Raw genomic sequence first — 22297 nt, forward strand, 5'->3', positions numbered from 1 at the left:
GCGGAGCCAACCGGGAGAACCTGCCTTGAGTCGTGAAACTGACACTCCGTCCTCCGGGCCCAACGGCCACGGGGGAGCCGCATACCCCTCGGGCACACCGCCGTACGGGACCCCCATGGCTTCCGGCGACGGTTCGGGCACCGGCCGTCCGGCCGCGCAGCCCGAGGAGCGCAAGACCGAGACCACGCTGACGACCCGGATCCGGATCAACATCCCCGGATCGCGGCCCATCCCGCCGGTCGTCGTGCGCACGCCCGTCGGTGACGGCGAGGGCACCGCGGACGACGGAGCCGCCGCCCCCGCCGAGCCGCGTCCGGCGCCCACCGCCGCGGCGCCCACCGGAAGCGTCGAGCCGCCCGCCGAGCCGGGCGCCCCGAAGGCCGAGGACAAGCCCGCCAGCGACTGGTTCGCGCCCCGCAAGTCCGGCGCGCCCAAGGGCGGTCCGGCCGCCGGCGGCACGAACGGCGCCGGGACGAGCGGCGGTTCCGCCGCCACCGGCGGTCCGGCCGGCCCGAGCGGTCCGGCCGTCAAGGGCGGCCAGGCCGGCCCGGGTGGTCCGGATGCGTCCGGTGCGCCCGGATCCGGCGGAGCACGCTCCGCCGGCCGCCCCGGTGGCGTCGTCGGCTCCATGAGCCGTCCGGGCGCTCCGAAGGGCTCCGGCCTGCCCAGCGCCACCGGTGGCCCCGTGGCCCCCGGGCACGGCGGCGGCACCGGCTCCTTCGACGTGACCGAGGCGCTGGCCGCGGGCCCGCTGGGCACGCCCCGCCCCGGCGCGAACGGCGGCGAGCCCAGCCGGGACGACCTGCCGTACTTCTCGGGCACAGGCCAGAACGACCTCGGCGCCTCCGGCGCTCCGGGTGCGGGCGTCGGCGGGCCCGGCGGCCCCAGCGGCTTCAGCGGGCCGAACGGCCCCGGCGGCCTCGGCGGCCCGCAGGGTCCCGCGGGCCCGACCGGCGGCCCGGTCACCGGCGATGGCCCGCTCGCCCCGACGGCCGGCGGCCCCGGCGCCCTCGGCGACATCGGTCTGGGCGGCGGCGAGCCCTTCGGCATGAACGGCCAGGGCGGCGGCGAGCCCTTCGGCACGAATGGCCAGGGCGGCATGCCCCGCAGCGCCCTCTCCGACCTCGACCGTCCCACCGGCCCGGCGGGCCCGGGTGCGGTCCCCGGCGCGGGTCTGGGCCCCGGTGGCGGACTCAGCGACGACACCGCGATCCTCACCCCGCAGAAGCCGGCCCCCGAACCGGGCATCCCCGGCTACCCGGCCCCGGACAACGTCTCCGGCCACACCGTCACCAGCGGCATGCCGGTCGTCCCGTCCGCCGGAAACGGACCCTTCGGCTCCGGCGCGCACCCCGACGGCGCGGCCCCGCAGACGGCGCCCAAGCCCGAGGGGGCCGCGCAGTCCAAGGCCAAGGGCAAGGCGAAGAAAAAGGGCCGCAGCAAGCTGGTGCTGCTCGGCGTCGGCGTGATCGTCGTCCTGGGCGGTGCCTACGGCGCCGGTCTGCTGATGAACCACACCGACGTGCCCAAGGGCACCACCGTGCTCGGCACGGACATCGGCGGCGGCACCCGCGACGACGCCGTCAAGAAGCTCGACGACGCCTTCGGCAGCAGGGTCAACAAGCCGCTGAAGCTGTCCGTGGGCGGCAAGACGGTCGCCCTCGCCCCGGACAACGCGGGCCTGCAGTTCGACTTCCAGTCCACGGTGAGCAAGGCCGCGACGAGCGACTACAACCCCGTCTCCGTGATCGGCTCCCTCTTCGGCCAGAAGCGGGAGATCCAGCCGGTCATGCCGGTGGACGAGGAGAAGCTCCAGGCCGCGCTCCAGCAGACCGGCGGCGGCTCCGGCTCGGTCACCGAGGGCGGCATCACGTTCCAGTCCGGCAAGGCCGTGCCCGTGTACGGCAAGGCGGGCAAGGGCATCGACGCGGCCCAGTCGACCCAGGCGGTCGAGCAGGCGTACCGCACGCTGGTGGAGACCGGCACGGCGAGCGCGGTGAGCGTGCCGACGGCCACCAGGCAGCCGACGGTGTCGAACGCCGAGGTCGACCGCGAGATGAAGGCCTTCGCGGAGCCGGCGATGTCGGCCAACGTGATCGTGAAGACGGACGCCGCCCACTTCATCGAGTTCAGCCCGAGGAACTCCCTGTGGAAGTTCCTCAAGGTGGCGCCCACGCCCGACGGCAAGCTGACCGACAAGCCCGACCTGGCCGCCCTGAAGCAGCTGTACGGGCAGACCTTCGACAGAGTGCTGATCACCCGGGCGAACGGCAAGAAGACGCCCGTCACGCCGCAGGACGTCTACGTCGCCCTGCGCCAGGCACTGGTGAGCCAGACCAACCGGGTCGCGGTCATCCCCACGAACCCGAACTAGCCGCGGGCACGGCCGAACAGCGGGGGCGTCCGTCGGGCGCCCCCGCTGCCGTGTCACCCGGAACACATGACATCTGTCATCAGGCACCGAGGACCGCCGACACTCCCGGGCACCCGGCCCTCACCGGGACCATGGCTGTCATGACAACGACAGCGGCACCTCCCGCCACCACCCCGGTGGTCGGGTTCGACCAGGTGACCAAGACGTACGGCACCGTGCGGGCCGTGGACGGCCTCTCGCTCGCGCTGTACCCGGGCGAGACCGTCGCCCTCCTCGGCCCGAACGGGGCCGGCAAGTCCACCACCCTCGATCTGCTCCTCGGGCTCAAGCACGCCGACGCCGGCACGGTGAACGTGTTCGGCACCGCCCCGCGCGAGGCGATCGTCGCCGGGCGGGTCGGGGCCATGCTGCAGAGCGGCGGGCTGATGGAGGACGTCACCGTGGCCGAACTGGTCAAGCTGGCCTGCTCGCTGCACCCGAAGTCGTACAAGGCCGACGACGTGCTCGCCCGCGCGGGCATCACGCAGATCGCCGACCGCAAGGTCAACAAGCTCTCCGGCGGCCAGGCCCAGCGCGTCCGCTTCGCCCTCGCCACCGCCGGCGACAGCGACCTGATCGTCCTGGACGAGCCGACCACCGGCATGGACGTCTCCGCCCGCCAGGCCTTCTGGGCCACCATGCGCGAGCAGGCGGACCAGGGCCGTACCGTCCTGTTCGCCACCCACTACCTCGAAGAGGCCGACGCCATCGCCGACCGGGTACTCGTGCTGCACCGCGGCCGGCTCCTCGCCGACGGCACCGCCGCCGAGATCAAGGCCAAGGCGGGCGCCCGCCGCGTCTCCTTCGACCTGGAGGGCGAGATCGACGAGGCCGCCCTGACCGGCCTGCCCTTCCTGACCTCGATCACGGTGTCCAACAGCGGCTCCGCCGCGGGCTCCGGGCAGACCGTCCGCATCCAGTCCTCCGACGCCGACGCGACCGTCCACGCCCTGTACGGCCTCGGCGTCTACCCGCGCAACCTCGAAGTGGCCGGGCTCGGCCTGGAGCAGGCCTTCGTCGCCATCACCGCCGCCGAGGAGGCGAAGCAGTCGTGAACGGCCTCATCAAGCTGGAACTCGCCCGCGCCCTGCGCAACAAGAAGTTCCTGTTCTTCTCGGTGCTCTACCCCTCGGTCATCTACCTGATCTTCTCCAGCAGTTCCGGCACGAACGCGAAGGTCGACGGGACCGGCCTGACCGTCGCCACCTACCTGATGGTCTCCATGGCCTCCTTCGGCGCCCTGACCGCCGTCCTCATGGGCAACAGCGAACGCATCGCCAAGGAGCGCGAGAACGGCTGGGTACGGCAGCTGCGGCTCACCTCGCTGCCCGGCCGCGGCTACGTCCTCGCCAAGACGGCGAGCGCCGCCGTGGTGAGTCTGCCGTCGATCGTCGTGGTGTTCCTGGTCGCCGCCGCGATCAAGGACGTACGGCTGGACGCCTGGCAGTGGCTCGCCCTCACCGGGGTCATCTGGGCCGGCAGCCTGGTCTTCGCCGCGCTCGGCGTCGCCATCGGCTACGTCGCCACCGGGGACGCGGTCCGCCCCATCACGATGATCGTCTACTTCGGTCTGTCGATCCTCGGCGGCCTGTGGATGCCGTCCACGAGCTTCCCGCAGGTCCTCCAGGACATCGCGAAGTGGCTGCCCACGCACGCGTACGCTGCACTGGGACGCGCGATCGAGCAGAGCCAGGCACCGCATGCCACCGACGTCGCCGTCCTCGCCGTCTATTTCGTCCTCTTCGCGGGCGGCGCGGCCTGGCTGTACCGGAAGGACACGCTGAAGGCGTGAGCGCGATGACGGAAGACCGGCAAGCAGAGGCGACCAGGCCCATGCCGCCCGCGGGCCGGCCGCCCCGCAACCGGCGCGAGATGTTCGTCAGGGTGCTGTGGATCGGCGTCTGGCTGGTCTTCCTCAGCTCGCCGGTCAACGACCTCATCAACGGCGATCACAGCACCGGCGCGACCGTGGCCGGCTCGCTCGGCCTCACGGCCTTCGTCGCGGCCTATCTGGTGCTGGTCTTCCGCAACATCGGCCGGCCGTTCGCCCCGCGCGCCGTGCTCGTCCTGGGCGGGGTCCTCGGCGTCCTCGCCCCCGTACTGGCCTACACGCTCGGCAGCGCCTGGCTGGGCCTGTTCGTCTACCTGTCGGTCGCCTGGGGGGCCACCCTGCCGCTGCGGGCGGCCTACTGGGCCATCCCGGCCTCCGCCGTGGTGATGTACCTGATCGGCCTGCACTCCGACGAGGAGGAGGCACGGAACCTGTTCCTGCTGGTCGTGCTCATCGGCTTCGCGATAACCGGCGTCGGCCAACTCGTACGTACGACCATCGAGTTGCGCAAGGCGCGGGCCACCGTCGCCCAGCTCGCCGCCAACGAGGAGCGGCTGCGCCTCGCCCGCGACCTGCACGACCTGCTCGGCCACTCCCTCTCCCTGATCACCCTCAAGAGCGAGCTGGCCGGCCGGATGCTGCCCGGCCACCCCGACAAGGCGGCCCAGCAGGTCGCCGACATCGAACAGGTCAGCCGGCAGGCCCTGGTCGACGTCCGCGAGGCCGTCACCGGCTACCGGCGCCCCCGCCTCACCGCCGAACTCGCCGGCACCCAGGTCGCGCTGACCGCCGCCGGCGTCACCGCCGAGGTACCCGCCGAACCGGACCTCACCGGCGTCCCCGAGGAGGCCGAGTCCGCGCTCGCCTGGGCGCTGCGCGAGGCGGTCACCAACGTGGTCCGGCACAGCGGCGCCGACCGGTGCACGGTGGAGGTGCTGCACCGCCAGACCCTGGACGGCCCGGTCCTCGAACTCGCCGTCGAGGACAACGGATCAGGAGGTTCCGGATCCGGCCCCGGCAACGGTCTGACCGGTCTGACCGAGCGCCTGGAGAAGGCCGGCGGAACCCTGGAGGCGGGCCGGGTGAAGCACGGATTCCGGCTGGTCGCCCGGGTGCCCACGGGCTCCGGGCCGGACGTAGGATCCGGGGCATGACGAGCACGATCAAGGTCCTCCTCGCCGAGGACCAGTCGATGGTCCGCGAGGCCCTGGCCGCCCTGCTCGGCCTCGAGGACGACATCGAGGTCGTCGCCCAGGTCGCCCGCGGTGACCAGGTACTGGCGGCCGTCGGCGAGCACGGCGTGGACGTGGCGCTGCTCGACATCGAGATGCCCGGCTGCACCGGCATCGAGGCGGCCGCCCAGGTGCACCGGGCGCACCCCGCCGTGAAGCTCGTCGTCCTCACCACCTTCGGCCGCCCCGGCTACCTGCGCAGCGCCATGGAAGCCGGCGCCGACGCCTTCCTCGTCAAGGACGCCCCCGCCGCCCAACTCGCCGAAGCGGTACGCAAGGTGCTGGCCGGCGAACGCGTCATCGACCCCACCCTGGCCGCCGCCGCCCTGGCCGAGGGCGCCAACCCGCTCACCGACCGCGAACGCGAGGTGCTCCGCGCGGCCGCCGACGGCTCCACCAACGCCGAGCTGGCCAAGACCCTCCACCTCTCGCAGGGCACGGTCCGCAACTACCTCTCCACGGCCATCCAGAAGCTGGCCGTGCGCAACCGCGCGGAGGCGGTGCGGATCGCGCGGGAGAAGGGCTGGCTGTGAGGGGGAGAGGGGCTGGTTGTGAGGGGGAGAAGGGCCGGCTGTGAGGAGGTTCCGGTGGCTGTGAGGACGTTCCGCGGCTCCGCCGCGTGGGCGCGCCCTCAGTTCAGCAGGGCCCGCGCCTCCCGCGCCTGAGCCCGCGCGCGCTCCTCGGTGTGCGGATCGACCACACCCACAAGATCGGCGTAGGCCTCCAGTTCCGTCGCCCCCTCGACGAACTCCCCTCTCTGCACCAGGACTTGCGCCCGCTCGTACCGCAGCCGGGCCGGATGCGACGGCAGCAGCAGGGACAGCTCCACAGCCCACAGCGCCACATCCGAGCGCTCGGGCCGCGCCGAGGCCCACGCCCGCACGTTGTTCAGGATCCGCTGCACCACCTGGAGCGGCGCCGCGGGCACCAGCATCGAGGACTGGAGCGGCGCCCCCGTCGCCCCCACCACCAGCAGCTCGGCATCCGTGCCGCTCAGCACCCGGCCCCCGTCGAAGGGATCCGCCAGGACCCGCTCCTCGGCCGCACCGAACCCGACCACGAAGTGTCCCGGCAGCGCCACCCCGTACACCGGAGCCCCGGCCCGCCGGGCGACCTCCATCCACACCACCGACAGCAGGATCGGCAGCCCGCGCCGGCGCCGCAGCACCTCGTGCAGCAGCGAGGACTCCAGCCGGTCGTAGTCCCCGGCCGACCCCGCGAACCCGTGGCGCCCGCCCAGCACCCGGCGCAGCGCCTCCGCCCAGGCGCGCGGCCCGCCCGGCCGGAACGGCAGCTGCCCGGCCAGCCGGTCCAGCTCCACCTGGGCCGCGTCGATCCCGTCCTCGTCCAGCGAGCCGTCCGCCTCCGCGCCGATCAGCAGACACAGCGCCGACAGGTCCGGCCGCTCCGAGCGCACCTCCTCGGCGAACCGCCGCCGCACCTCGGCGGACCGCTCGGGCGGGGGCGGGTAGGGGGGCGGCAGATACGGGCGCCTCGCGGGCTCGTGCGCGTCCACGGCGGTACCTACGCCTGCTCCGAGGGCTGCCCGGAGTGCTCCTCGGGCGCCTGGTAGTGCCGGTACGCGTGGTGGCGGACGAAGCCGAGCCCGGTGTACAGCTCCCGGGCGCCCTCGTTGTCGTCCTCCACCTGGAGCCAGGCCGCCGAGGCACCCTCCCGCAGGGCGCGGCGGGCCAGTGCGGCCATCACCTCGGTCGCCAGCCCCTCGCGGCGCCGGCCGGGATCGACCTCGACGGCGGCGAAACCGGCCCACCGCCCGTCCACGACACACCGGCCTATCGCCACCGGAGGCTCGCCCGGCGCGCCGGGCACGGCGGCGAACCAGACCGACGGGCCTCCGTGCAGCACCTTCAGCGCCACGTCGCTCACCCCCTTCCGGTGATACCGCGCGAGCCACGACGCGTCCGTCTCCCGGGAGACCACCACCCCGGCGCCCTCCGCCCGGTCCGCCACCGGAGCGAGGGCCCCGATCCACACCTCCGCCGTGGCCACCGGGGTCCAGCCGCGCCGCTCCAGCTCCGCGGCCAGCAGCTCCTGCGTGCCCTCGGCGCCGGTGGCGGTCTGCACGTAGGCGGGCAGGCCGCGCTCGCCGTACCAGCGTCGTACGGCAGCCAGGGCCGCGTCGAGGGGAAGGCCCGGATCGCCGAGCGGGAGCACGCTGTTGGCGCGCCGGGTGAACCCCGAGGCCGCCCGCAGCTCCCACTCGCCGAGCCACTCGCTCTCCGCTGGCCGCCACGCGCGCGAGGTGACGTGCGCGAGCTCCTCGTAGGTCGCCGCGGGACCCCGCCGACGGGCCGGCGCGGCCGGCACCACCTTCCCCGCGACCAGCGCGGATTCCGCGATTCGGACGCGGCTGCCGTCCCGCCGTGTGATCATGAGCACGCCGTCGTCCCATGATGTGAGAACACCGACCGTGTCGGTGAACTTCTCAACCCCGGTGCCCGCTTCGGCGAGCCGCCGTACGGAGACCCGTTTGCCCACGTCAGCAGGGGTGATACGGACCTCGGATTGTCCTGTCGCCGAGATTTCCACTGGTCAGTTCACCCCTCCTGTTCGGATCACGCCCCGGAACGGAGATACTAGGGGCGGGCATCGACGACGCCGCGCTCCCGCGCGCCAGGCGGCGGGAGCCTACAGAGGCCCGCCAGCGCCCTATCGAGGAGGAACGACAGCGTGACCTACGTCATCGCGCAGCCTTGTGTCGACGTGAAGGACAAGGCGTGCATCGAGGAGTGCCCGGTCGACTGCATCTACGAGGGCCAGCGGTCCTTGTACATCCACCCGGACGAATGCGTCGACTGTGGTGCCTGTGAGCCGGTCTGCCCGGTCGAGGCGATCTTCTACGAGGACGACACTCCGGAGGAGTGGAAGGACTACTACAAGGCGAACGTCGAGTTCTTCGACGAGCTGGGCTCTCCCGGCGGCGCGAGCAAGCTGGGGCTGATCGAGCGGGACCACCCCTTCATCGCCGCGCTGCCGCCGCAGGGCGAGTAACCGTTTGAGCGGCCCCAGCGGCCCGCTGTAGCGCCGCCTCGGTCCCGTACGGCCGGATCCTTGATCACGCCGTACGGGACCGAGGCGTTTGCCGTACCGACGAAAGCGAGCAAGTCCCGTGTCCGCAGTCTCCGACCGGCTTCCCACCTTTCCCTGGGACAAGCTGGAGCCGTACAAGAAGACGGCCGCCGCGCACCCCGACGGCATCGTCGACCTCTCCGTCGGCACCCCGGTCGACCCGGTCCCCGAGCTGATCCAGAAGGCCCTGATCGACGCGGCCGACTCGCCGGGCTACCCGACGGTCTGGGGCACCCCCGCCCTGCGGGACGCGATCACCGGCTGGCTGGAGCGCCGCCTCGGCGCCCGCGGCGTCACCCACCGCCACGTCCTGCCGGTCGTCGGCTCCAAGGAACTGGTCGCCTGGCTGCCGACCCAGCTGGGCCTCGGCCCCGGCGACAAGGTGGCCTACCCGCGCCTGGCCTACCCGACCTACGAGGTCGGCGCCCGCCTCGCCCGCGCCGACTACGTGGCGTACGACGACCCGCGCGACCTGGACCCGGCCGACCTGAAGCTCCTGTGGCTCAACTCGCCCTCCAACCCCACCGGCAAGGTCCTCTCCAAGGACGAGCTGACCGGCATCGTCGCCTGGGCGCGCGAGCACGGCGTGCTGCTCGTCTCCGACGAGTGCTACCTCGAACTGGGCTGGGAGGCCGACCCCGTCTCGGTCCTGCACCCCGACGTCAACGGCGGCTCCTACGACGGCATCGTCGCCGTCCACTCCCTCTCCAAGCGGTCCAACCTGGCCGGCTACCGCGCCGCCTTCATCGCCGGCGACCCGGCCGTCCTCGGCCCGCTCCTGGAGATCCGCAAGCACGGCGGCATGATGACCTCCGCGCCGACGCAGGCCGCGGTGGTGGCAGCCCTCGGCGACGACGCCCACGTCCAGGAGCAGCGCGCACGCTACGCCGCGCGCCGTGAGGCCCTGCGGGCCGCCCTGCTGGGCCACGGCTTCCGCATCGAGCACAGCGAGGCCAGCCTCTATCTCTGGGCCACCCGGGACGAGTCCTGCTGGGACACCGTCGCCCACCTCGCCTCCCTCGGCATCCTGGTCGCTCCGGGCGACTTCTACGGCGAAGCCGGCCGAACCTTCATCCGCGTGGCCTTCACCGCCACGGACGAGCGGGTCCGAGCGGCAGTGGACCGCCTGAAGGCCTGAGCTCCACAGCGCCGACAGAGGCGCCGGCCCCTGCCGGTACGGCAAACGGGGCCCAGGGAACACCCTGGACCCCGTTGGCCGTCAGGCCGGCGGCAGCCGGTTCTCAGCCGCCCAGCGGCAGCCCCTGCAGCGGCAGGCCGCCCCGGGTCAGGTTGTCCGTCGGCAGGCCGCCGCGGTTCGTCGCACCGGCGGCGGCGTTCCCGAGCGCCCCGGCCGCGGCCCCGACGGAGTCGCCCGCGGCCTTCTGCGCCACGGGCGCCGTCTTCTTCACGGCGCCGCCGGCCGTCGTACCCACGGCCGGCACCGCCGTCTCGACCGTCTGGCCGCCCGCGTGAGCGGCGAGCCCGGTGACGTTCCGCGCCGCACTGTCGACGGCGGTGCCGGCGTGCGCCCCGTCCAGGGCGGTCAGACCGCCCAGGTTCGGGGTGGCCGCCGGCAGGTTCGTGGCAGCGCCGGCAGAGCCGGCCGCACCGACCCCCGCAGCCGCTCCCGCTGCGACGAGCAGCGCGGCACGGGCGATCCGGCGGGTCAGAGGGAGGGACATGATGCTCCATTCGACGGGAGAACGGTGTTGGTGTCCGAGGTCGGACGCCGTGACTACCGCTCGAAGCCGACGAAGGTTGCGGACGTCAAAGGTAAAGAATGGATAACGCATCGCATTATCGGGTGTGGATAAAAACGGGCAAACGCCGTTCGCCCGAAAGCCCGAAGAATCCTTACACCCCTGGATTCCCAAGGGTCGCCGACAAATAGTCGGGAAATACCCGCAGGGCCGGGCCGCCGGCGCCCGTACAACCCGCCGGAGTGAAGACCCGTACTACTGTCCGGTCACGATCTGTACCGCGCCCACGGACCGCTCGGCCCCCGCGGCCCCCGCGGAGCCGGCGCTGTGCCAGCTGCCCCCGCCGTTCGAGGCGGTCCACTCCCGGCCCGCGTACACGACGCGCTGGATGTGCAGCGCCGAGGAGTTGGCCACCGCCCAGTGCGCCAGCTGCCAGCCCCGCTCCTGCTCGGTCCGCCCGCTCGCGTCCTTCCGCGCCCCGTGCGGCACCGGAACGGTCACCGTCCGCCCGTGCGCGGTCGCCGTCACGCTCGGGGACGGAGACGGCGACGGAACGGCCGTACCGCCCACCTGCGCACCCGTCTCCTGCAGCGCGTCCCGCCCGAAGTCCCGTACCAGCGCGGCCCGTACCGCGTCCGGTCCCGTCTGCGCGGGCGCGTCCGGCCGTGTGCCCGTCGTGTCCGACGTCGCGTCCGTGCTCCGCGGGCGCCCGTCACAGCTCAGCGTCGCCGCCGAGTAGCCGGTGAGCGCCGCCGCCAGCAGCGTCGCGTCCGGCTCGTGCTTGGCGTACGCCTCCGGGTAGCCGCTGCGCTGCACCCGCTGGGCCGCCACCGTCAGCGGCAGGTCGGTGTAGCCCGGCACCCGCGCCAGATGCGCGTAGAACATGCCCGCCGCGTACGCCGGGTCCATGATCTGCCGCTCGGTGCCCCAGCCCTGCGAGGGCCGCTGCTGGAACAGCCCCAGCGAATCCCGGTCGCCGTGCCGGATGTTGCGCAGCCCCGACTCCTGCAGCGAGGTGGCGATCGCGATGGCCACCGCCCGCTCCGGCATGCCCCGGCCGGTGCCGACGGCGGCGATCGTCGCCGCGTTCGCCGCCTGTTCGGGCGTGAACTCGTACGACGTCCCCTCCCGGGCGTCGGAGACCACCTTGCAGCCTCGCGCGGCCCCGCCTCCGGTGACGTACTGCACCACGAGGTAGGCCGCGACGGCGGACAGGACCAACAGCGCGGCACCGAAACGGAAGATGCGGCCGCGGCGCTTGGGACGCGTGGGGGACGGCTCTGACACGCGTACAAGGTACTGGAGTCCGAACCGGCCCTGACGGCGGGTCCGCGGACCGCCGGGAACCGGCTCGCGGCGAGGGGCGCGCTAGGGTCGGATCCATGCCCGACACCTCGCTCGACCTCACGCTGGACGCCGCGGCCCTCACCGCGCGACTCGTCGACTTCCCCTCCGAGAGCGGCACCGAGAAGCCCCTCGCGGACGCGATCGAGACCGCCCTCGCCGCCCTGCCGCACCTCACGGTGGAGCGGTACGGCAACAACGTGATCGCCCGGACGAACCTGGGCCGTGCCGAGCGGGTCGTCCTGGCGGGCCACATCGACACCGTGCCCATCGCCGGCAACGTGCCCTCCCGGCTGGACGAGGACGGCGTGCTGTGGGGCTGCGGCACCTGCGACATGAAGTCGGGCGTCGCGGTCCAGCTGCGCATCGCGGCCACCGTCCCGGCCCCCAACCGCGACCTGACCTTCGTCTTCTACGACAACGAGGAGGTCGCCGCCGACCTCAACGGCCTCAAGCACGTCGCCGAGGCCCACCCGGAGTGGCTGGAGGGCGACTTCGCCGTCCTGCTGGAGCCCTCCGACGGTCAGGTCGAGGGCGGCTGCCAGGGCACGCTGCGGGTACTGCTGAAGACCAGTGGCGAGCGGGCCCACTCGGCACGCGGCTGGATGGGCTCCAACGCCATCCACGCCGCCGCGCCCATCCTTGCCCGCCTGGCCTCCTACGAGCCCCGGTGGCCGGTCATCGACGGCCTGGAATACCGCGAGGGCCTGAACGCGGTGCGTATCGGCGGGGGAGTGGCCGGCAACGTCATCCCCGACGAGTGCGTGGTCACGGTCAACTTCCGCTACGCCCCCGACCGCTCCGAGGAGGAGGCGATCGAGCACGTCCGCGAGGTCTTCGCCGACTGCGGAGTCACCGAGTTCGTGATCGACGACCACAGCGGCGGCGCGCTCCCCGGCCTGTCCCACCCGGCGGCCGCGGCCTTCATCGAGGCGGTGGGCGGCACCCCGCAGCCCAAGTACGGCTGGACCGATGTCTCCCGCTTCTCCGCCCTCGGCATCCCGGCGGTCAACTACGGCCCCGGCAACCCGCACCTGGCCCACAAGCGGGACGAGCGGGTCGAGGTGGCGAAGATCCTCGCGGGCGAGGAGCGGCTGCGCAGCTGGCTCACCGCGTAGGCGTTCCGGCAAGCGTCCCTACGGGGTTACGGCAGGCGTCCCGAGCGGCGCACCCGTGTCCGACATGCGTATGTACCTCCTCCGTAACCCGCGTAGATCTAGTCTGAGACGGAACTACCGGCAAGCGGAGGGAGCGCAGATGCCTACCGGCAACCCTGTGGGGAAGAAGCAGCCGCCGGACGAGCAGCGACTCGGACCGGTCCTCCGACGGCGGGGACAGGTCACCCCCAGCACGACCGACCAGCGACTGCTGGACGAGCGTGCCCCCTCGGACTGGGTGCACACCGATCCCTGGCGTGTGCTGCGCATCCAGTCGGAGTTCATCGAGGGCTTCGGCACGCTCGCCGAACTCCCGCCTGCCATCAGCGTGTTCGGTTCGGCACGCACACCGGCGGGGACGCCCGAGTACGAGGCCGGGGTCAAGCTGGGCCGGGGCCTGGTCGAGGCCGGCTGGGCGGTGATCACCGGAGGCGGGCCCGGGGCCATGGAGGCGGCCAACAAGGGCGCCCTGGAGGCGGGCGGCGTCTCGGTCGGCCTCGGCATCGAGCTGCCCTTCGAGCAGGGGCTGAACCCCTACGTCGACATCGGCCTCAACTTCCGGTACTTCTTCGTCCGCAAGATGATGTTCGTCAAGTACGCGCAGGGGTTCGTCGTCCTGCCCGGCGGTCTCGGCACCCTCGACGAGCTCTTCGAGGCCCTCACCCTCGTCCAGACCCAGAAGGTCACCCGCTTCCCGATCGTCCTGTTCGGCAGCGAGTACTGGGGCGGCCTGGTGACCTGGATCCAGGAGACCCTGATCGCCCAGGGCAAGGCCTCGGAGAAGGACCTGCTCCTGTTCCACCTCACGGACGAGGTCGAGGAAGCCGTCGCCCTGGTCTCCAAGGAGGCCGCCCGCTGACCCTCAGGTGACACGCCGGGGGCCGGCGCCCCCGGCGTGCCACCGACGGTCAGGCCAGGCCCCGGCGTGCCACCGCAGGGGGGCGGTGACCGGCGATGGACGCCACCATCTCCAGCACCTGCCGGGTCTCGGCCACCTCGTGGACCCGGTACACCTGCGCCCCGAGCCACGCGGACACCGCCGTCGTCGCCAGCGTGCCGATCAGCCGCTCCTTGACCGGCCGGTCCAGCGTCTCGCCCACGAAGTCCTTGTTGGACAGCGACACCAGTACGGGCCACCCGGTGGCGACCATCTCGTCCAGCCGGCGCGTCGCCTCCAGGCTGTGCCGCGTGTTCTTCCCGAAGTCGTGCCCCGGATCGATCAGCACCGACTCGCGCGGCACCCCGAGGGACACCGCCCGCTCGGCCAGCCCCACGGTCACCTCGAGGATGTCGGCCATGACGTCGTCGTACGTCGCCCGGTGCGGACGCGTCCGCGGCTCGGCACCCCCCGCGTGCGTGCACACCAGCCCGGCCTCGTACCGCGCGGCGACCTCCGCGAGCCCCGGGTCCACCCCGCCCCACGCGTCGTTCAGCAGATCCGCCCCGGCCTCGCACACCGCCTCGCCGACCTCGGCCCGCCAGGTGTCCACACTGATGATCACGTCGGGGAACCGCCGCCGTACCTCCGCCACGAACCCGACGGTCCGCCGCGCCTCCTCCTCGGCCGTGACCTCCTCGCCCGGCCCGGCCTTGACCCCGCCGATGTCGACGATCGCGGCGCCCTCGGCCACCGCGCGCTCCACGCGCGCGAGGGCCGGCTCGTCCCGGAACGTGGCCCCCTGGTCGTAGAAGGAGTCCGGGGTCCGGTTCACGATCGCCATGATCACCGGCTCGTGCGGCCCGAATTCCCGTTTGCCCAGCCTGAGCATCCCCTGTGACCTCTCCTCGTACGTCCCGCTGTAAGGCCGCCTGCGACCCTGACTGTCAGCCTCGCATGGCACGATCGGACCCAGACACATCGGTCGTCCGACACAGCGGCCGGCACTTCGAACGTGGGGACCTCTTGCCATGGTGATGTTCTTGCTCCTGGTCGTCGCGCTGGCCGTCGTGGTCGCCGCGGTGACACTCGCCGTGGTGGGCGGCGGCGAGAGCGCCCCGCTCCCGGAGGCCGCGCCCGAGCGGCTCCAGGACCCGCTGCCCCCGGACCGCCCGCTGAGCGGCGCCGACGTGGAGAGCCTGCGCTTCCCGGTCACCCCGCGCGGCTACCGCATGTCCGACGTCGACGACGCGCTCGGCCGCCTCGCCGCCGAACTGTCCGAGCGGGACGCCCGTATCGCCGATCTGGAGTCCGCGCTGGCCGGCGCCCGTGCCGCCGCCGCGCACGTCCACCTGGGCAAGCACCAGCAGCAGGAGGGACCGTGACCCTCACCGGATCCGACGGCCTGCCGCGCTGCCCGTGGGCCCTGTCCACCGAGGACTACGTGGCGTACCACGACGAGGAGTGGGGCCGCCCCGTCCACGGTGACGACGCCCTCTTCGAGCGCCTCAGCCTGGAGGCCTTCCAGTCCGGGCTGTCCTGGATCACCATCCTGCGCCGCCGTCCGGGCTTCCGCACCGCCTTCGCCGACTTCCGGATCGAGAAGGTCGCCGCCTTCACGGACGAGGACCGCGAACGCCTCCTCGCCGACCCGGGCATCATCCGCAACCGCGCCAAGATCGACGCCACCCTCGCCAACGCGCGCGTGCTCGCCGACTGGACGCCGGGCGACCTGGACGCCCTGATCTGGTCCCACGCCCCGGACCCCGACAGCCGCCCCGCCCCGAAGGTCCTCGCCGACGTCCCCGCCGTCACCCCGGAGTCCACGGCCCTGTCGAAGGCCCTGAAGAAGCGCGGCCTCAAGTTCGTCGGCCCGACGACGGCGTACGCCCTGATGCAGGCGTGCGGCCTGGTCAACGACCACCTGGAGACGTGCGTGGCCCGCAGCGCCCCCTGAGGGGGCGCGGGGGAACGGCTACGGCTGCTCAACGGCCCAAGTACTTGGGCTTCTCCTTGTTCACGAACGCCTGCACCGCGATCGCGTGATCCTCGGACTGCCCCGCGCGGGCCTGGAGTTCCTCCTCCTTGTCCAGGGTCTCGTCGAGCGAGTGCGTCAGCCCGTAGGCCATCGCCTCCTTGATCGCCGAGTACGCCACGGTCGGACCCTCGGCCAGCTTCCGCGCCACCTTCTCGGCCTCGGCGCGCAGTTCGGCCGCCGGCACCACCCGGCCCGCGATCCCCAGCTCCAGCGCGTCCTGGGCGCTGATGGTGCGCGGGAAGAGCAGCAGGTCGGCGGCGCGGCTCGGCCCGACCACCCGGGGCAGCGTCCAGGACACGCCGGAGTCGGCGGTCAGCGCGACCCCCGCGAAGGAGGTGTTGAAGGACGCCGTGTCGGCGACCACCCGGTAGTCCGCGGTGAGCGCGAAGCCGAAGCCCGCCCCGGCCGCGACCCCGTTCACCCCGGCGACCACCGGCTTCGGCGCCCCGGCCAGCGCTCTCACGATCGGGTTGTAGTGCTCCCTGACCGTGCTCATCGTCTGCGCGGACCCGGACTCCCGGTCGGCGGCGAGCAGCCCGATGTGCTCCTTGAGGTCCTGGCCCACGCAGAACGCCCGGTCGCCGGCGGCGGTCAGCAGGATCGCCCGTACGGCCGTGTCCCCGGCCGCGGCCTCGGCCGCCTCGCGGAGGGCGACCTTGGTCGCGATGTTCAGGGCGTTCATCGCCTCGGGGCGGTTCAGCGTGATCGTCGCGAGTCCGTCGCTCACCTCGTAGAGCACGGTGTCGGCCATGGCGCATCCCCTCCGGTGTCACGGCTGGTGACGTACCGCTCGGTACGTCGCTGTCTGAAGGACAGCATGGCGGAGATCACCGGCCAGGAGCCGGACCCGACGTGTGACCTGCGTCAAAGAAAACCGGAGTGGAGTCGGTCGGCGGATCTCGATGCATGCCGATGCGGCGGTGCAGTATCGCAGCCACATCGCCGAATTGAGTGGTTTTGCTCGCGCGCGTTGCCCAAGCGATGCCGACCGATGTTGGTCATCGGGTCCTGCGATGCGGGATAATGGCTGGGAAGCAATGTGTTCGATGCCGGTGTCGCGTGTCCGTTTCGGAATCGCGGACGCCCTCCGAGGGCTTCCGGCAGACGATGAGCTGGTTTCAGGAAGGGGAACGAGCATGGCGGCCATGAAGCCGCGGACGGGTGATGGCCCGCTCGAGGTGACCAAGGAGGGGCGGGGCATCGTCATGCGCGTTCCGCTCGAAGGCGGCGGTCGACTCGTCGTCGAGCTGACCCCTGACGAGGCCGCGGCGCTCGCCGACGCCTTGCAGAGCGTCGTCGTCTGACGTGTCAGAGACTCAGCCCTAACGGCTGCCCCGGCATCGTACGCGGTGCCGGGGCGCTGTCGTTCCTGGGCCCGATCCCGGGCCCTGACCTGCGCCTCTCACCGTTTGACGGCGCACAGCAGACCGTCGCCCACCGGCAGCAGCGACGTCACCAGCTCCTGGCTCTCCCGCACCGTGCGCAGCAGCTCGCGCAGCCGCAGCACCTCGGTCGGCTGCGGCCCGGAGTCGACCGTGCGGCCGCTCGCGAAGACGCCCTCGAAGATCACGAGGCCGCCCGGACGCAGCAGGCGCAACGATTCAGCGAGATAGTCCGAATACTCCTGCCGGTCCCCGTCGCAGAAGACGAGGTCGTAGCCGGCGTCCGCGAGCCGGGGCAGCACGTCCAGGGCGCGGCCCGGGATGAACCGGGCCCGGTTGCTGGCGAAGCCACAGGCCCGGAAGGCCTGCCGGGCGAACTGCTGGTGCTCCGGCTCCGGGTCGACCGTGGTGAGCACCCCGTCCGGGCGCATCCCGTGCAGCAAGTGGATTCCGGACACTCCGCAGCCGGTGCCGATCTCCGCGACCGCCTTCGCGTCCACCGAGGCGGCGAGCAGTCGCAGCGCGGCGCCCGTGCTGGGCGACACCGAGCGCAGCCCTGCCTCGCGGGCCCGGTCCCTGGCCCAGTGCAGTGCTTCGTCCTCGGCGACAAAGGCGTCGGCGAACGCCCAGCTCGTCTGCCGGTTGCCGGTAATGACCCTCTCCTGTCCCCGTGGTTGCCTCGGCGTGACTGTATCCGTTGGGGCCGGGAACCCGCAGATGGGACTGTGCGTTTATGGAGTGGAGACGGTGGCCCGGGACGCGACGGGGGGTAAGAGGTGGATCAGGACGCCGACCACATGCTGACGCAGCCGCACGAGCCGTATCAGCACGCATCAAATTCTCGTAAAACCGCTTATCCGGAGCTAACGGGCGAGGTGGCTATGGTAGGGGCTCCACTGGACACCACCAGAGCCGACAGGGGAGGTGCGGCCGCGCCCGAGGATCGGGGAGGAGTGCTACGGCGCTTCCTCGGGTCCGGGAGCAGGCCGAAATCCGTGACCGACACAGCTGCTGACAGCCACGCCACCGGTTTCGCCGCAGGCGACGCCCAGACCGCGACCTTCGCCACCGACGCGGACGGCCAGGCGTGGACTCCGCCCACATGGGAGGAGATCGTCAGTACCCACAGCGGCCGGGTCTACCGGCTCGCCTACCGCCTCACGGGCAACCAGCACGACGCCGAGGACCTCACCCAGGAGGTCTTCGTCCGCGTCTTCCGCTCCCTGTCCACGTACTCTCCGGGGACCTTCGAGGGCTGGCTGCACCGCATCACGACCAACCTCTTCCTGGACATGGTCCGGCGCAAGCAGCGCATCCGCTTCGACGCCCTCGGCGAGGACGCGGCCGAGCGCCTGCCCAGCCGCGAGCCCACCCCGCAGCAGGCCTTCAACGACGCGCACTTCGACGCGGACGTCCAGCAGGCCCTCGACACTCTCGCGCCCGAGTTCCGCGCCGCCGTCGTCCTGTGCGACATCGAAGGACTGTCGTACGAGGAGATCGCCGCGACCCTCGGCGTGAAGCTCGGCACGGTCCGTTCCCGTATCCACCGTGGCCGCTCCCAGCTCCGCAAGGCCCTCGCCCACCGCTCTCCGCAGGCGCGGAAGGCCGAGCGGCGCTCCTTCGTGGCCCGTGTCCCCGCTCTGGGGGGAGGGGGCGCGACCGCGTGAGTGGATCCCGACCGAAACCCGCTCCGGCGCACTTCGCCGAGCAGCACCTGGGAGACCGGCTCTCCGCCCTCGTGGACGGAGAGCTGGGCCACGAGTCCCGCGAGCGTGTCCTCGCCCACCTGGCCACCTGTGCCCGGTGCAAGGCGGAGGCGGATGCGCAGCGGCGACTGAAGAACGTGTTCGCGGAGGCGGCCCCGCCGCCGCCCTCCGAGAGCTTCCTCGCCCGCCTCCAGGGCCTTCCCGCGGGAGGTGACGGCGACGGCGACGGCGACGGCACGCCGACGCCCGGGGGCGGACTCTTCGGACGCGGCGCCGAGGACGGCGTCTTCGGCGTGAGGCGCGGCGAGCGCTTCGAGTTCGGGTACGTCCCGGCCGCCGCCCACGCAGCCGTGCCCGTGCGTTCCGCCCTGCCCGAGGCGCGGGGCTTCCGCATCCATCCCGTCGGCCGTCCGGACACCGACCGCTTCGCCTCGCGCGGCCTGCGGTTCGCGTTCGCCGCCGCCGGCGCGGTGTCGCTGGCGGCCGTCGCCCTCGGTGGCGTCACCAGCGCCATCCCCACCGACGTCACCGCGGACGCCCGCGGCGGTTCCGGCACGGGCAGCAACGTGGCCCCGGCCCGTTCCTCCGGCACGGGCGCGTCCACGGGCTCGGCGTCCGAGAACCAGCGGCGCCGCGCGGTGAGCCCGCTGCTCGCCCAGGGCGGCAGCATGTTCGGCCAGGGCAGCAGCATGTTCGGCCAGGCTTCGATGGCGCCGACCTCGATGTCCGCGCCGCTGGTGCCCGGAGTGCAGGGGTCCGGCATCGGGCAGGTCCGGGACGCCGTGCGTGATCTGGCCATGCCCGTGATGAGCGGTACGGCCGCGATCTCCCCGCTCATACGTCCGCTGGACCAGGCCACCCCGTTCCTGCCGACCTCCTGGCCCAGCGCCCCCAAGGCCGCCGCCTCCGGCGTGCTGTCCGCCCCCGTCCCCCTGCCTGTCGTCCTCCCCGACACCACCTCCGTTCCCGCTTCCTCCCCCTCCTCCGCCGACCAGGCACCCTGACCGGCTCCGCGCCACACTCCCCGAACCTGGTTGAATCCTGTGAGGCCGTGCCCGTGGCGCTGACCCGGGCACGGGATCGACGTTCCGCGGCCACCGCCGAGACGCGCGGCCGCGGCCAGCCGTGGGGAGAGCATGAACGAGGGCAACCCGACGCACGTCCCGTCGCAGCAGCAGGGGGAACACGGGGAACCGGCGTCGGAGGGGGCCACACCACCGAGCCCCCCGGCCGCCGCCGACCACCCGTCCGACGGCGACTTCGAACTGGCCAAGCCGGTACTCGCGGCGCCTGAGGCGGGGGCGGCGAGCGAGGCCGGCAGTGAGGCCAGCAGTGAGGCCGGCAGTGAGGCGGCTGGCCCGGTCGCGGGCGACGGTGAGTCGACCGGTGCCGGACAACCGGTCGAGTCGGCCGGTGCCGAGCGGCCCACGGAGTCGGCCGGTGTCGGGCGGCCTGTGGAGTCGGCTGGCGCCGAGCGGCCCGCGGAGTCGGCTGAAGCCGGGCACCCTGCGGTGGGGGCTGTCGGTGCCGGGGCGCAGGCAGTTTCGGCCGGCGCCAGGCCGCCTGTGGAGCAGGTTGGTGGCGGGCAGCCTGTGGAGTCGGCCGGTGCCGAGCGGCCCGCGGAGTCGGCCGGTGTCGGGCGGCCTGTGGAGTCCGCTGGTGGCGAGCCGCATACGGAGTCGGCTGAAGCCGGGCACCGTGCGGTGGGGTCTGTCGGCGCCGAGGCGCAGGCGGAGGCGGTCGATGCCGAGCAGTCTGCCGGTGGTGGGCAGCCCCTGTTCGGAACTGTGGCGGCAGAGCCGGTGGCGGCTGGGGCCGGGGGTGGCGCGTCCGCCGCCGAGCGGCTCAGGCCCCTGCACGACCCCGATCCCTACAGCACCCCGCCGTACGGCGAGCCGGGCCCCTGGGCCCCCGCACCCCCGGTCCAGCACCCGGCGGCGACACCGGCCCAGGGGACGGTCGTACCGCCTCAGGCCACGACGCCCGTACCCGCGCCCGCCGCGCCGCAGGCACCCGCGCCCGCCGCGCCGCAGGCACCCGCGCCGGTGGACCCCGTCCCGCCCGCGCCCATCCCCCCGAGCGGGCCCATCCCCCCGAGCGGGCCCGTCGCGCCCCTGGAGCCGGCCCTCGCCCCGACGCAGGGCCCTGCCCAGGCGCAGCCCGCCGCCCCGGCTGAGGCCCCCGCGTCCGCGCAGGTCTCCGGTGCCGCCCTCCCGCCCGTCATGCCGGCGGCGTCCCCCGCGTCCGCCGCGCCCGGTGTCGGGGCCGAGCGGCCGTACGACCCCTGGGCCGCCGGGACTCCGTCGCAGCAGCGCAGTGGGCAGGCGCCGCTTCAGCAGACCGGTGCCGCCGTGCTCACGGTCAAGCAGCGCAAGCGCCGTGCGTGGCGGCTTCTCCTCGGGTGGACCTTGATGGTCACCGTCGTTGCGGGCGCGACCGGAGGGTTCGTCGGCGCCTATGTCGAGCGGGAGGGAATCGGGGAGGTCCACCTGCCGCAGGCGGTCGGGGCTCCTGCCGGGCGGGCCCCGGGCAGCGTTGCCGGAATCGCGGCGCGCGCCCTGCCCAGCGTCGTCACCCTGCACGTCAGGGGGAACGACGAGGCGGGCACCGGCACCGGCTTCGTACTCGACGGGCGCGGGCACATCCTCACCAACAACCACGTCGTCGAGCCCGCCGCGTCCGGCGGCGAGATATCCGTGACGTTCAGCAGCGGCGAGACCGCCAAGGCGAAGGTCGTCGGCCGTGACACCGGCTACGACCTCGCCGTCGTCCGGGTCACCGGCGTCCGCGGGCTCACCCCCCTGACCCTCGGCAACTCCGACGACGTCCAGGTCGGCGACCCCGTCGTCGCCATCGGTGCCCCCTTCGACCTGGCCAACACCGTCACCTCCGGGATCATCAGCGCCAAGGAACGGCCCATCACGGCCGGTGGCGAGAAGGGCGACGGAAGCGACGTCAGCTACGTCGACGCGCTGCAGACCGACGCGCCGATCAACCCGGGCAACTCAGGCGGCCCGCTCCTCGACGCCCGCGCCCAGGTCATCGGCATCAACTCCGCCATCCGTTCGGCCGACAGCGGCTCGGACTCGGGCGAGGGCCAGGCCGGCTCCATAGGCCTCGGCTTCGCCATCCCGGTCAACCAGGCCAGGCGCGTCGCCGAGGAGCTGATCAACAAGGGGCACGCGACCCACCCCGTGATCGGCGTGACCCTCGACATGGCCTACACCGGCGACGGCGCCCGTATCGACACGAAGGGCGCGGGCGGCGGCCCCGCCGTCACCCGCGGCGGCCCCGGCGCACGGGCCGGCCTGCGCGCCGGCGACGTCATCACCGAGGTCGACGGGCAGCGCGTCCACTCGGGCGAGGAGCTGATCATCAAGATCCGCGCCCACCGGCCCGGCGACCAGCTGAGTCTCACCGTGGAACACGGGAGTGCCGAACGTCAGGTTCCGCTCGAGCTGGGCGCGTCGGAGCAGAACTGACACAAGTCTCACCATGGGACGGTACCGGTCGGACAGGTACGCCGG

At 73.0% G+C, this 22297-nt stretch carries 22 protein-coding genes; 15 read left to right on the forward strand and 7 right to left on the reverse strand.

Going from position 1 to position 22297, the window contains the following annotated elements; all coding sequences use genetic code 11:
- Positions 1-25: 25 nt before the first annotated feature.
- From ACWD5D_RS27565 to ACWD5D_RS27585, 5 genes are all read left to right on the forward strand, one after another.
- On the forward strand, positions 26-2374 hold the full coding sequence (locus ACWD5D_RS27565) for a hypothetical protein (protein WP_451375443.1): 2349 nt from the start codon (positions 26-28) through the stop codon (positions 2372-2374).
- A 140-nt stretch (positions 2375-2514) separates the two neighbouring features.
- Positions 2515-3468: an ABC transporter ATP-binding protein gene (locus tag ACWD5D_RS27570; RefSeq protein ID WP_451375444.1), complete on the forward strand. Its 954-nt coding sequence runs from the start codon at positions 2515-2517 to the stop codon at positions 3466-3468.
- Positions 3465-4205, forward strand: a complete 741-nt coding sequence (locus ACWD5D_RS27575; protein ID WP_451375445.1) for an ABC transporter permease — start codon at positions 3465-3467, stop codon at positions 4203-4205. Before ACWD5D_RS27570 ends, ACWD5D_RS27575 begins: the two co-directional genes overlap by 4 nt.
- Before the next feature lie 5 nt (positions 4206-4210).
- On the forward strand, positions 4211-5398 hold the full coding sequence (locus ACWD5D_RS27580; protein ID WP_451375489.1) for a sensor histidine kinase: 1188 nt from the start codon (positions 4211-4213) through the stop codon (positions 5396-5398).
- Positions 5395-6009 (forward strand): response regulator, encoded by a 615-nt coding sequence (locus ACWD5D_RS27585; protein ID WP_451375446.1) that lies wholly within the window; start codon positions 5395-5397, stop codon positions 6007-6009. Before ACWD5D_RS27580 ends, ACWD5D_RS27585 begins: the two co-directional genes overlap by 4 nt.
- A gap of 98 nt (positions 6010-6107) precedes the next feature.
- Here the strand turns inward: ACWD5D_RS27585 and ACWD5D_RS27590 are convergent, their stop codons facing one another.
- Both ACWD5D_RS27590 and ACWD5D_RS27595 read right to left on the reverse strand, forming a co-directional pair.
- Positions 6108-6992, reverse strand: a complete 885-nt coding sequence (locus tag ACWD5D_RS27590) for a transglutaminase family protein (protein ID WP_451375447.1) — start codon at positions 6990-6992, stop codon at positions 6108-6110.
- Between the two features lie 8 nt (positions 6993-7000).
- On the reverse strand, positions 7001-8026 hold the full coding sequence (locus ACWD5D_RS27595; protein WP_451375448.1) for a GNAT family N-acetyltransferase: 1026 nt from the start codon (positions 8024-8026) through the stop codon (positions 7001-7003).
- Positions 8027-8167: 141 nt separating this feature from the next.
- Here ACWD5D_RS27595 and fdxA point away from each other — a divergent pair, with 141 nt between their 5' ends.
- Both fdxA and ACWD5D_RS27605 read left to right on the forward strand, forming a co-directional pair.
- Complete coding sequence (gene fdxA / locus ACWD5D_RS27600) at positions 8168-8488, forward strand: ferredoxin (protein ID WP_018561461.1); 321 nt, start codon at positions 8168-8170, stop codon at positions 8486-8488.
- Positions 8489-8606: 118 nt separating this feature from the next.
- A complete protein-coding gene (locus ACWD5D_RS27605; protein ID WP_451375449.1) occupies positions 8607-9704 on the forward strand; it encodes a bifunctional succinyldiaminopimelate transaminase/glutamate-prephenate aminotransferase in 1098 nt (365 codons plus the stop codon).
- 103 nt (positions 9705-9807) lie between these two features.
- Here ACWD5D_RS27605 and ACWD5D_RS27610 read toward each other — a convergent pair whose 3' ends face one another.
- Positions 9808-10248 carry an ATP-binding protein gene (locus tag ACWD5D_RS27610; RefSeq protein ID WP_451375450.1) on the reverse strand — a complete coding sequence of 147 codons (441 nt, stop codon included), beginning with the start codon at positions 10246-10248 and terminating at the stop codon, positions 9808-9810.
- 273 nt (positions 10249-10521) lie between these two features.
- Positions 10522-11553, reverse strand: coding sequence for a heavy metal transporter (locus ACWD5D_RS27615; protein WP_451375451.1), 1032 nt, complete (start codon positions 11551-11553; stop codon positions 10522-10524).
- 95 nt (positions 11554-11648) lie between these two features.
- On the opposite strand from ACWD5D_RS27615, the gene dapE reads away from it, so the two are divergent.
- Both dapE and ACWD5D_RS27625 read left to right on the forward strand, forming a co-directional pair.
- Complete coding sequence (gene dapE, locus ACWD5D_RS27620) at positions 11649-12728, forward strand: succinyl-diaminopimelate desuccinylase (protein WP_451375452.1); 1080 nt, start codon at positions 11649-11651, stop codon at positions 12726-12728.
- 139 nt (positions 12729-12867) lie between these two features.
- Positions 12868-13626 carry an LOG family protein gene (locus tag ACWD5D_RS27625; RefSeq protein WP_451375453.1) on the forward strand — a complete coding sequence of 253 codons (759 nt, stop codon included), beginning with the start codon at positions 12868-12870 and terminating at the stop codon, positions 13624-13626.
- Positions 13627-13675: 49 nt separating this feature from the next.
- Here ACWD5D_RS27625 and folP read toward each other — a convergent pair whose 3' ends face one another.
- Positions 13676-14536, reverse strand: a complete 861-nt coding sequence (folP, locus tag ACWD5D_RS27630) for a dihydropteroate synthase (RefSeq protein ID WP_451375454.1) — start codon at positions 14534-14536, stop codon at positions 13676-13678.
- A gap of 139 nt (positions 14537-14675) precedes the next feature.
- On the opposite strand from folP, the gene ACWD5D_RS27635 reads away from it, so the two are divergent.
- Positions 14676-15029, forward strand: coding sequence for a DivIVA domain-containing protein (locus ACWD5D_RS27635; RefSeq protein ID WP_451375455.1), 354 nt, complete (start codon positions 14676-14678; stop codon positions 15027-15029).
- A complete protein-coding gene (locus ACWD5D_RS27640) occupies positions 15026-15601 on the forward strand; it encodes a DNA-3-methyladenine glycosylase I (RefSeq protein WP_451375456.1) in 576 nt (191 codons plus the stop codon). Before ACWD5D_RS27635 ends, ACWD5D_RS27640 begins: the two co-directional genes overlap by 4 nt.
- A gap of 28 nt (positions 15602-15629) precedes the next feature.
- Here ACWD5D_RS27640 and chcB read toward each other — a convergent pair whose 3' ends face one another.
- Entirely contained in the window at positions 15630-16433 is an 804-nt protein-coding gene (chcB, locus tag ACWD5D_RS27645) for a 2-cyclohexenylcarbonyl CoA isomerase (RefSeq protein ID WP_451375457.1), read from the reverse strand.
- 385 nt (positions 16434-16818) lie between these two features.
- Here chcB and ACWD5D_RS27650 point away from each other — a divergent pair, with 385 nt between their 5' ends.
- Positions 16819-16986, forward strand: coding sequence for a DUF3117 domain-containing protein (locus tag ACWD5D_RS27650; protein WP_451375458.1), 168 nt, complete (start codon positions 16819-16821; stop codon positions 16984-16986).
- A gap of 98 nt (positions 16987-17084) precedes the next feature.
- On the opposite strand, the gene ACWD5D_RS27655 is transcribed toward ACWD5D_RS27650, so the two are convergent.
- Positions 17085-17783, reverse strand: a complete 699-nt coding sequence (locus ACWD5D_RS27655) for an O-methyltransferase (RefSeq protein ID WP_451375490.1) — start codon at positions 17781-17783, stop codon at positions 17085-17087.
- Positions 17784-17945: 162 nt separating this feature from the next.
- Here ACWD5D_RS27655 and sigE point away from each other — a divergent pair, with 162 nt between their 5' ends.
- The 3 genes from sigE to ACWD5D_RS27670 all read left to right on the forward strand — a co-directional run bounded on the left by sigE (position 17946) and on the right by ACWD5D_RS27670 (position 22252).
- Positions 17946-18731, forward strand: a complete 786-nt coding sequence (sigE, locus tag ACWD5D_RS27660) for an RNA polymerase sigma factor SigE (RefSeq protein WP_451375491.1) — start codon at positions 17946-17948, stop codon at positions 18729-18731.
- Positions 18728-19774, forward strand: a complete 1047-nt coding sequence (locus ACWD5D_RS27665) for an anti-sigma factor family protein (RefSeq protein ID WP_451375459.1) — start codon at positions 18728-18730, stop codon at positions 19772-19774. The genes sigE and ACWD5D_RS27665 overlap by 4 nt, the downstream gene beginning before the upstream one ends.
- Before the next feature lie 783 nt (positions 19775-20557).
- Positions 20558-22252: a S1C family serine protease gene (locus tag ACWD5D_RS27670; RefSeq protein ID WP_451375492.1), complete on the forward strand. Its 1695-nt coding sequence runs from the start codon at positions 20558-20560 to the stop codon at positions 22250-22252.
- Positions 22253-22297 lie beyond the last annotated feature (45 nt).

Source organism: Streptomyces sp. NPDC002520, assembly GCF_053595235.1.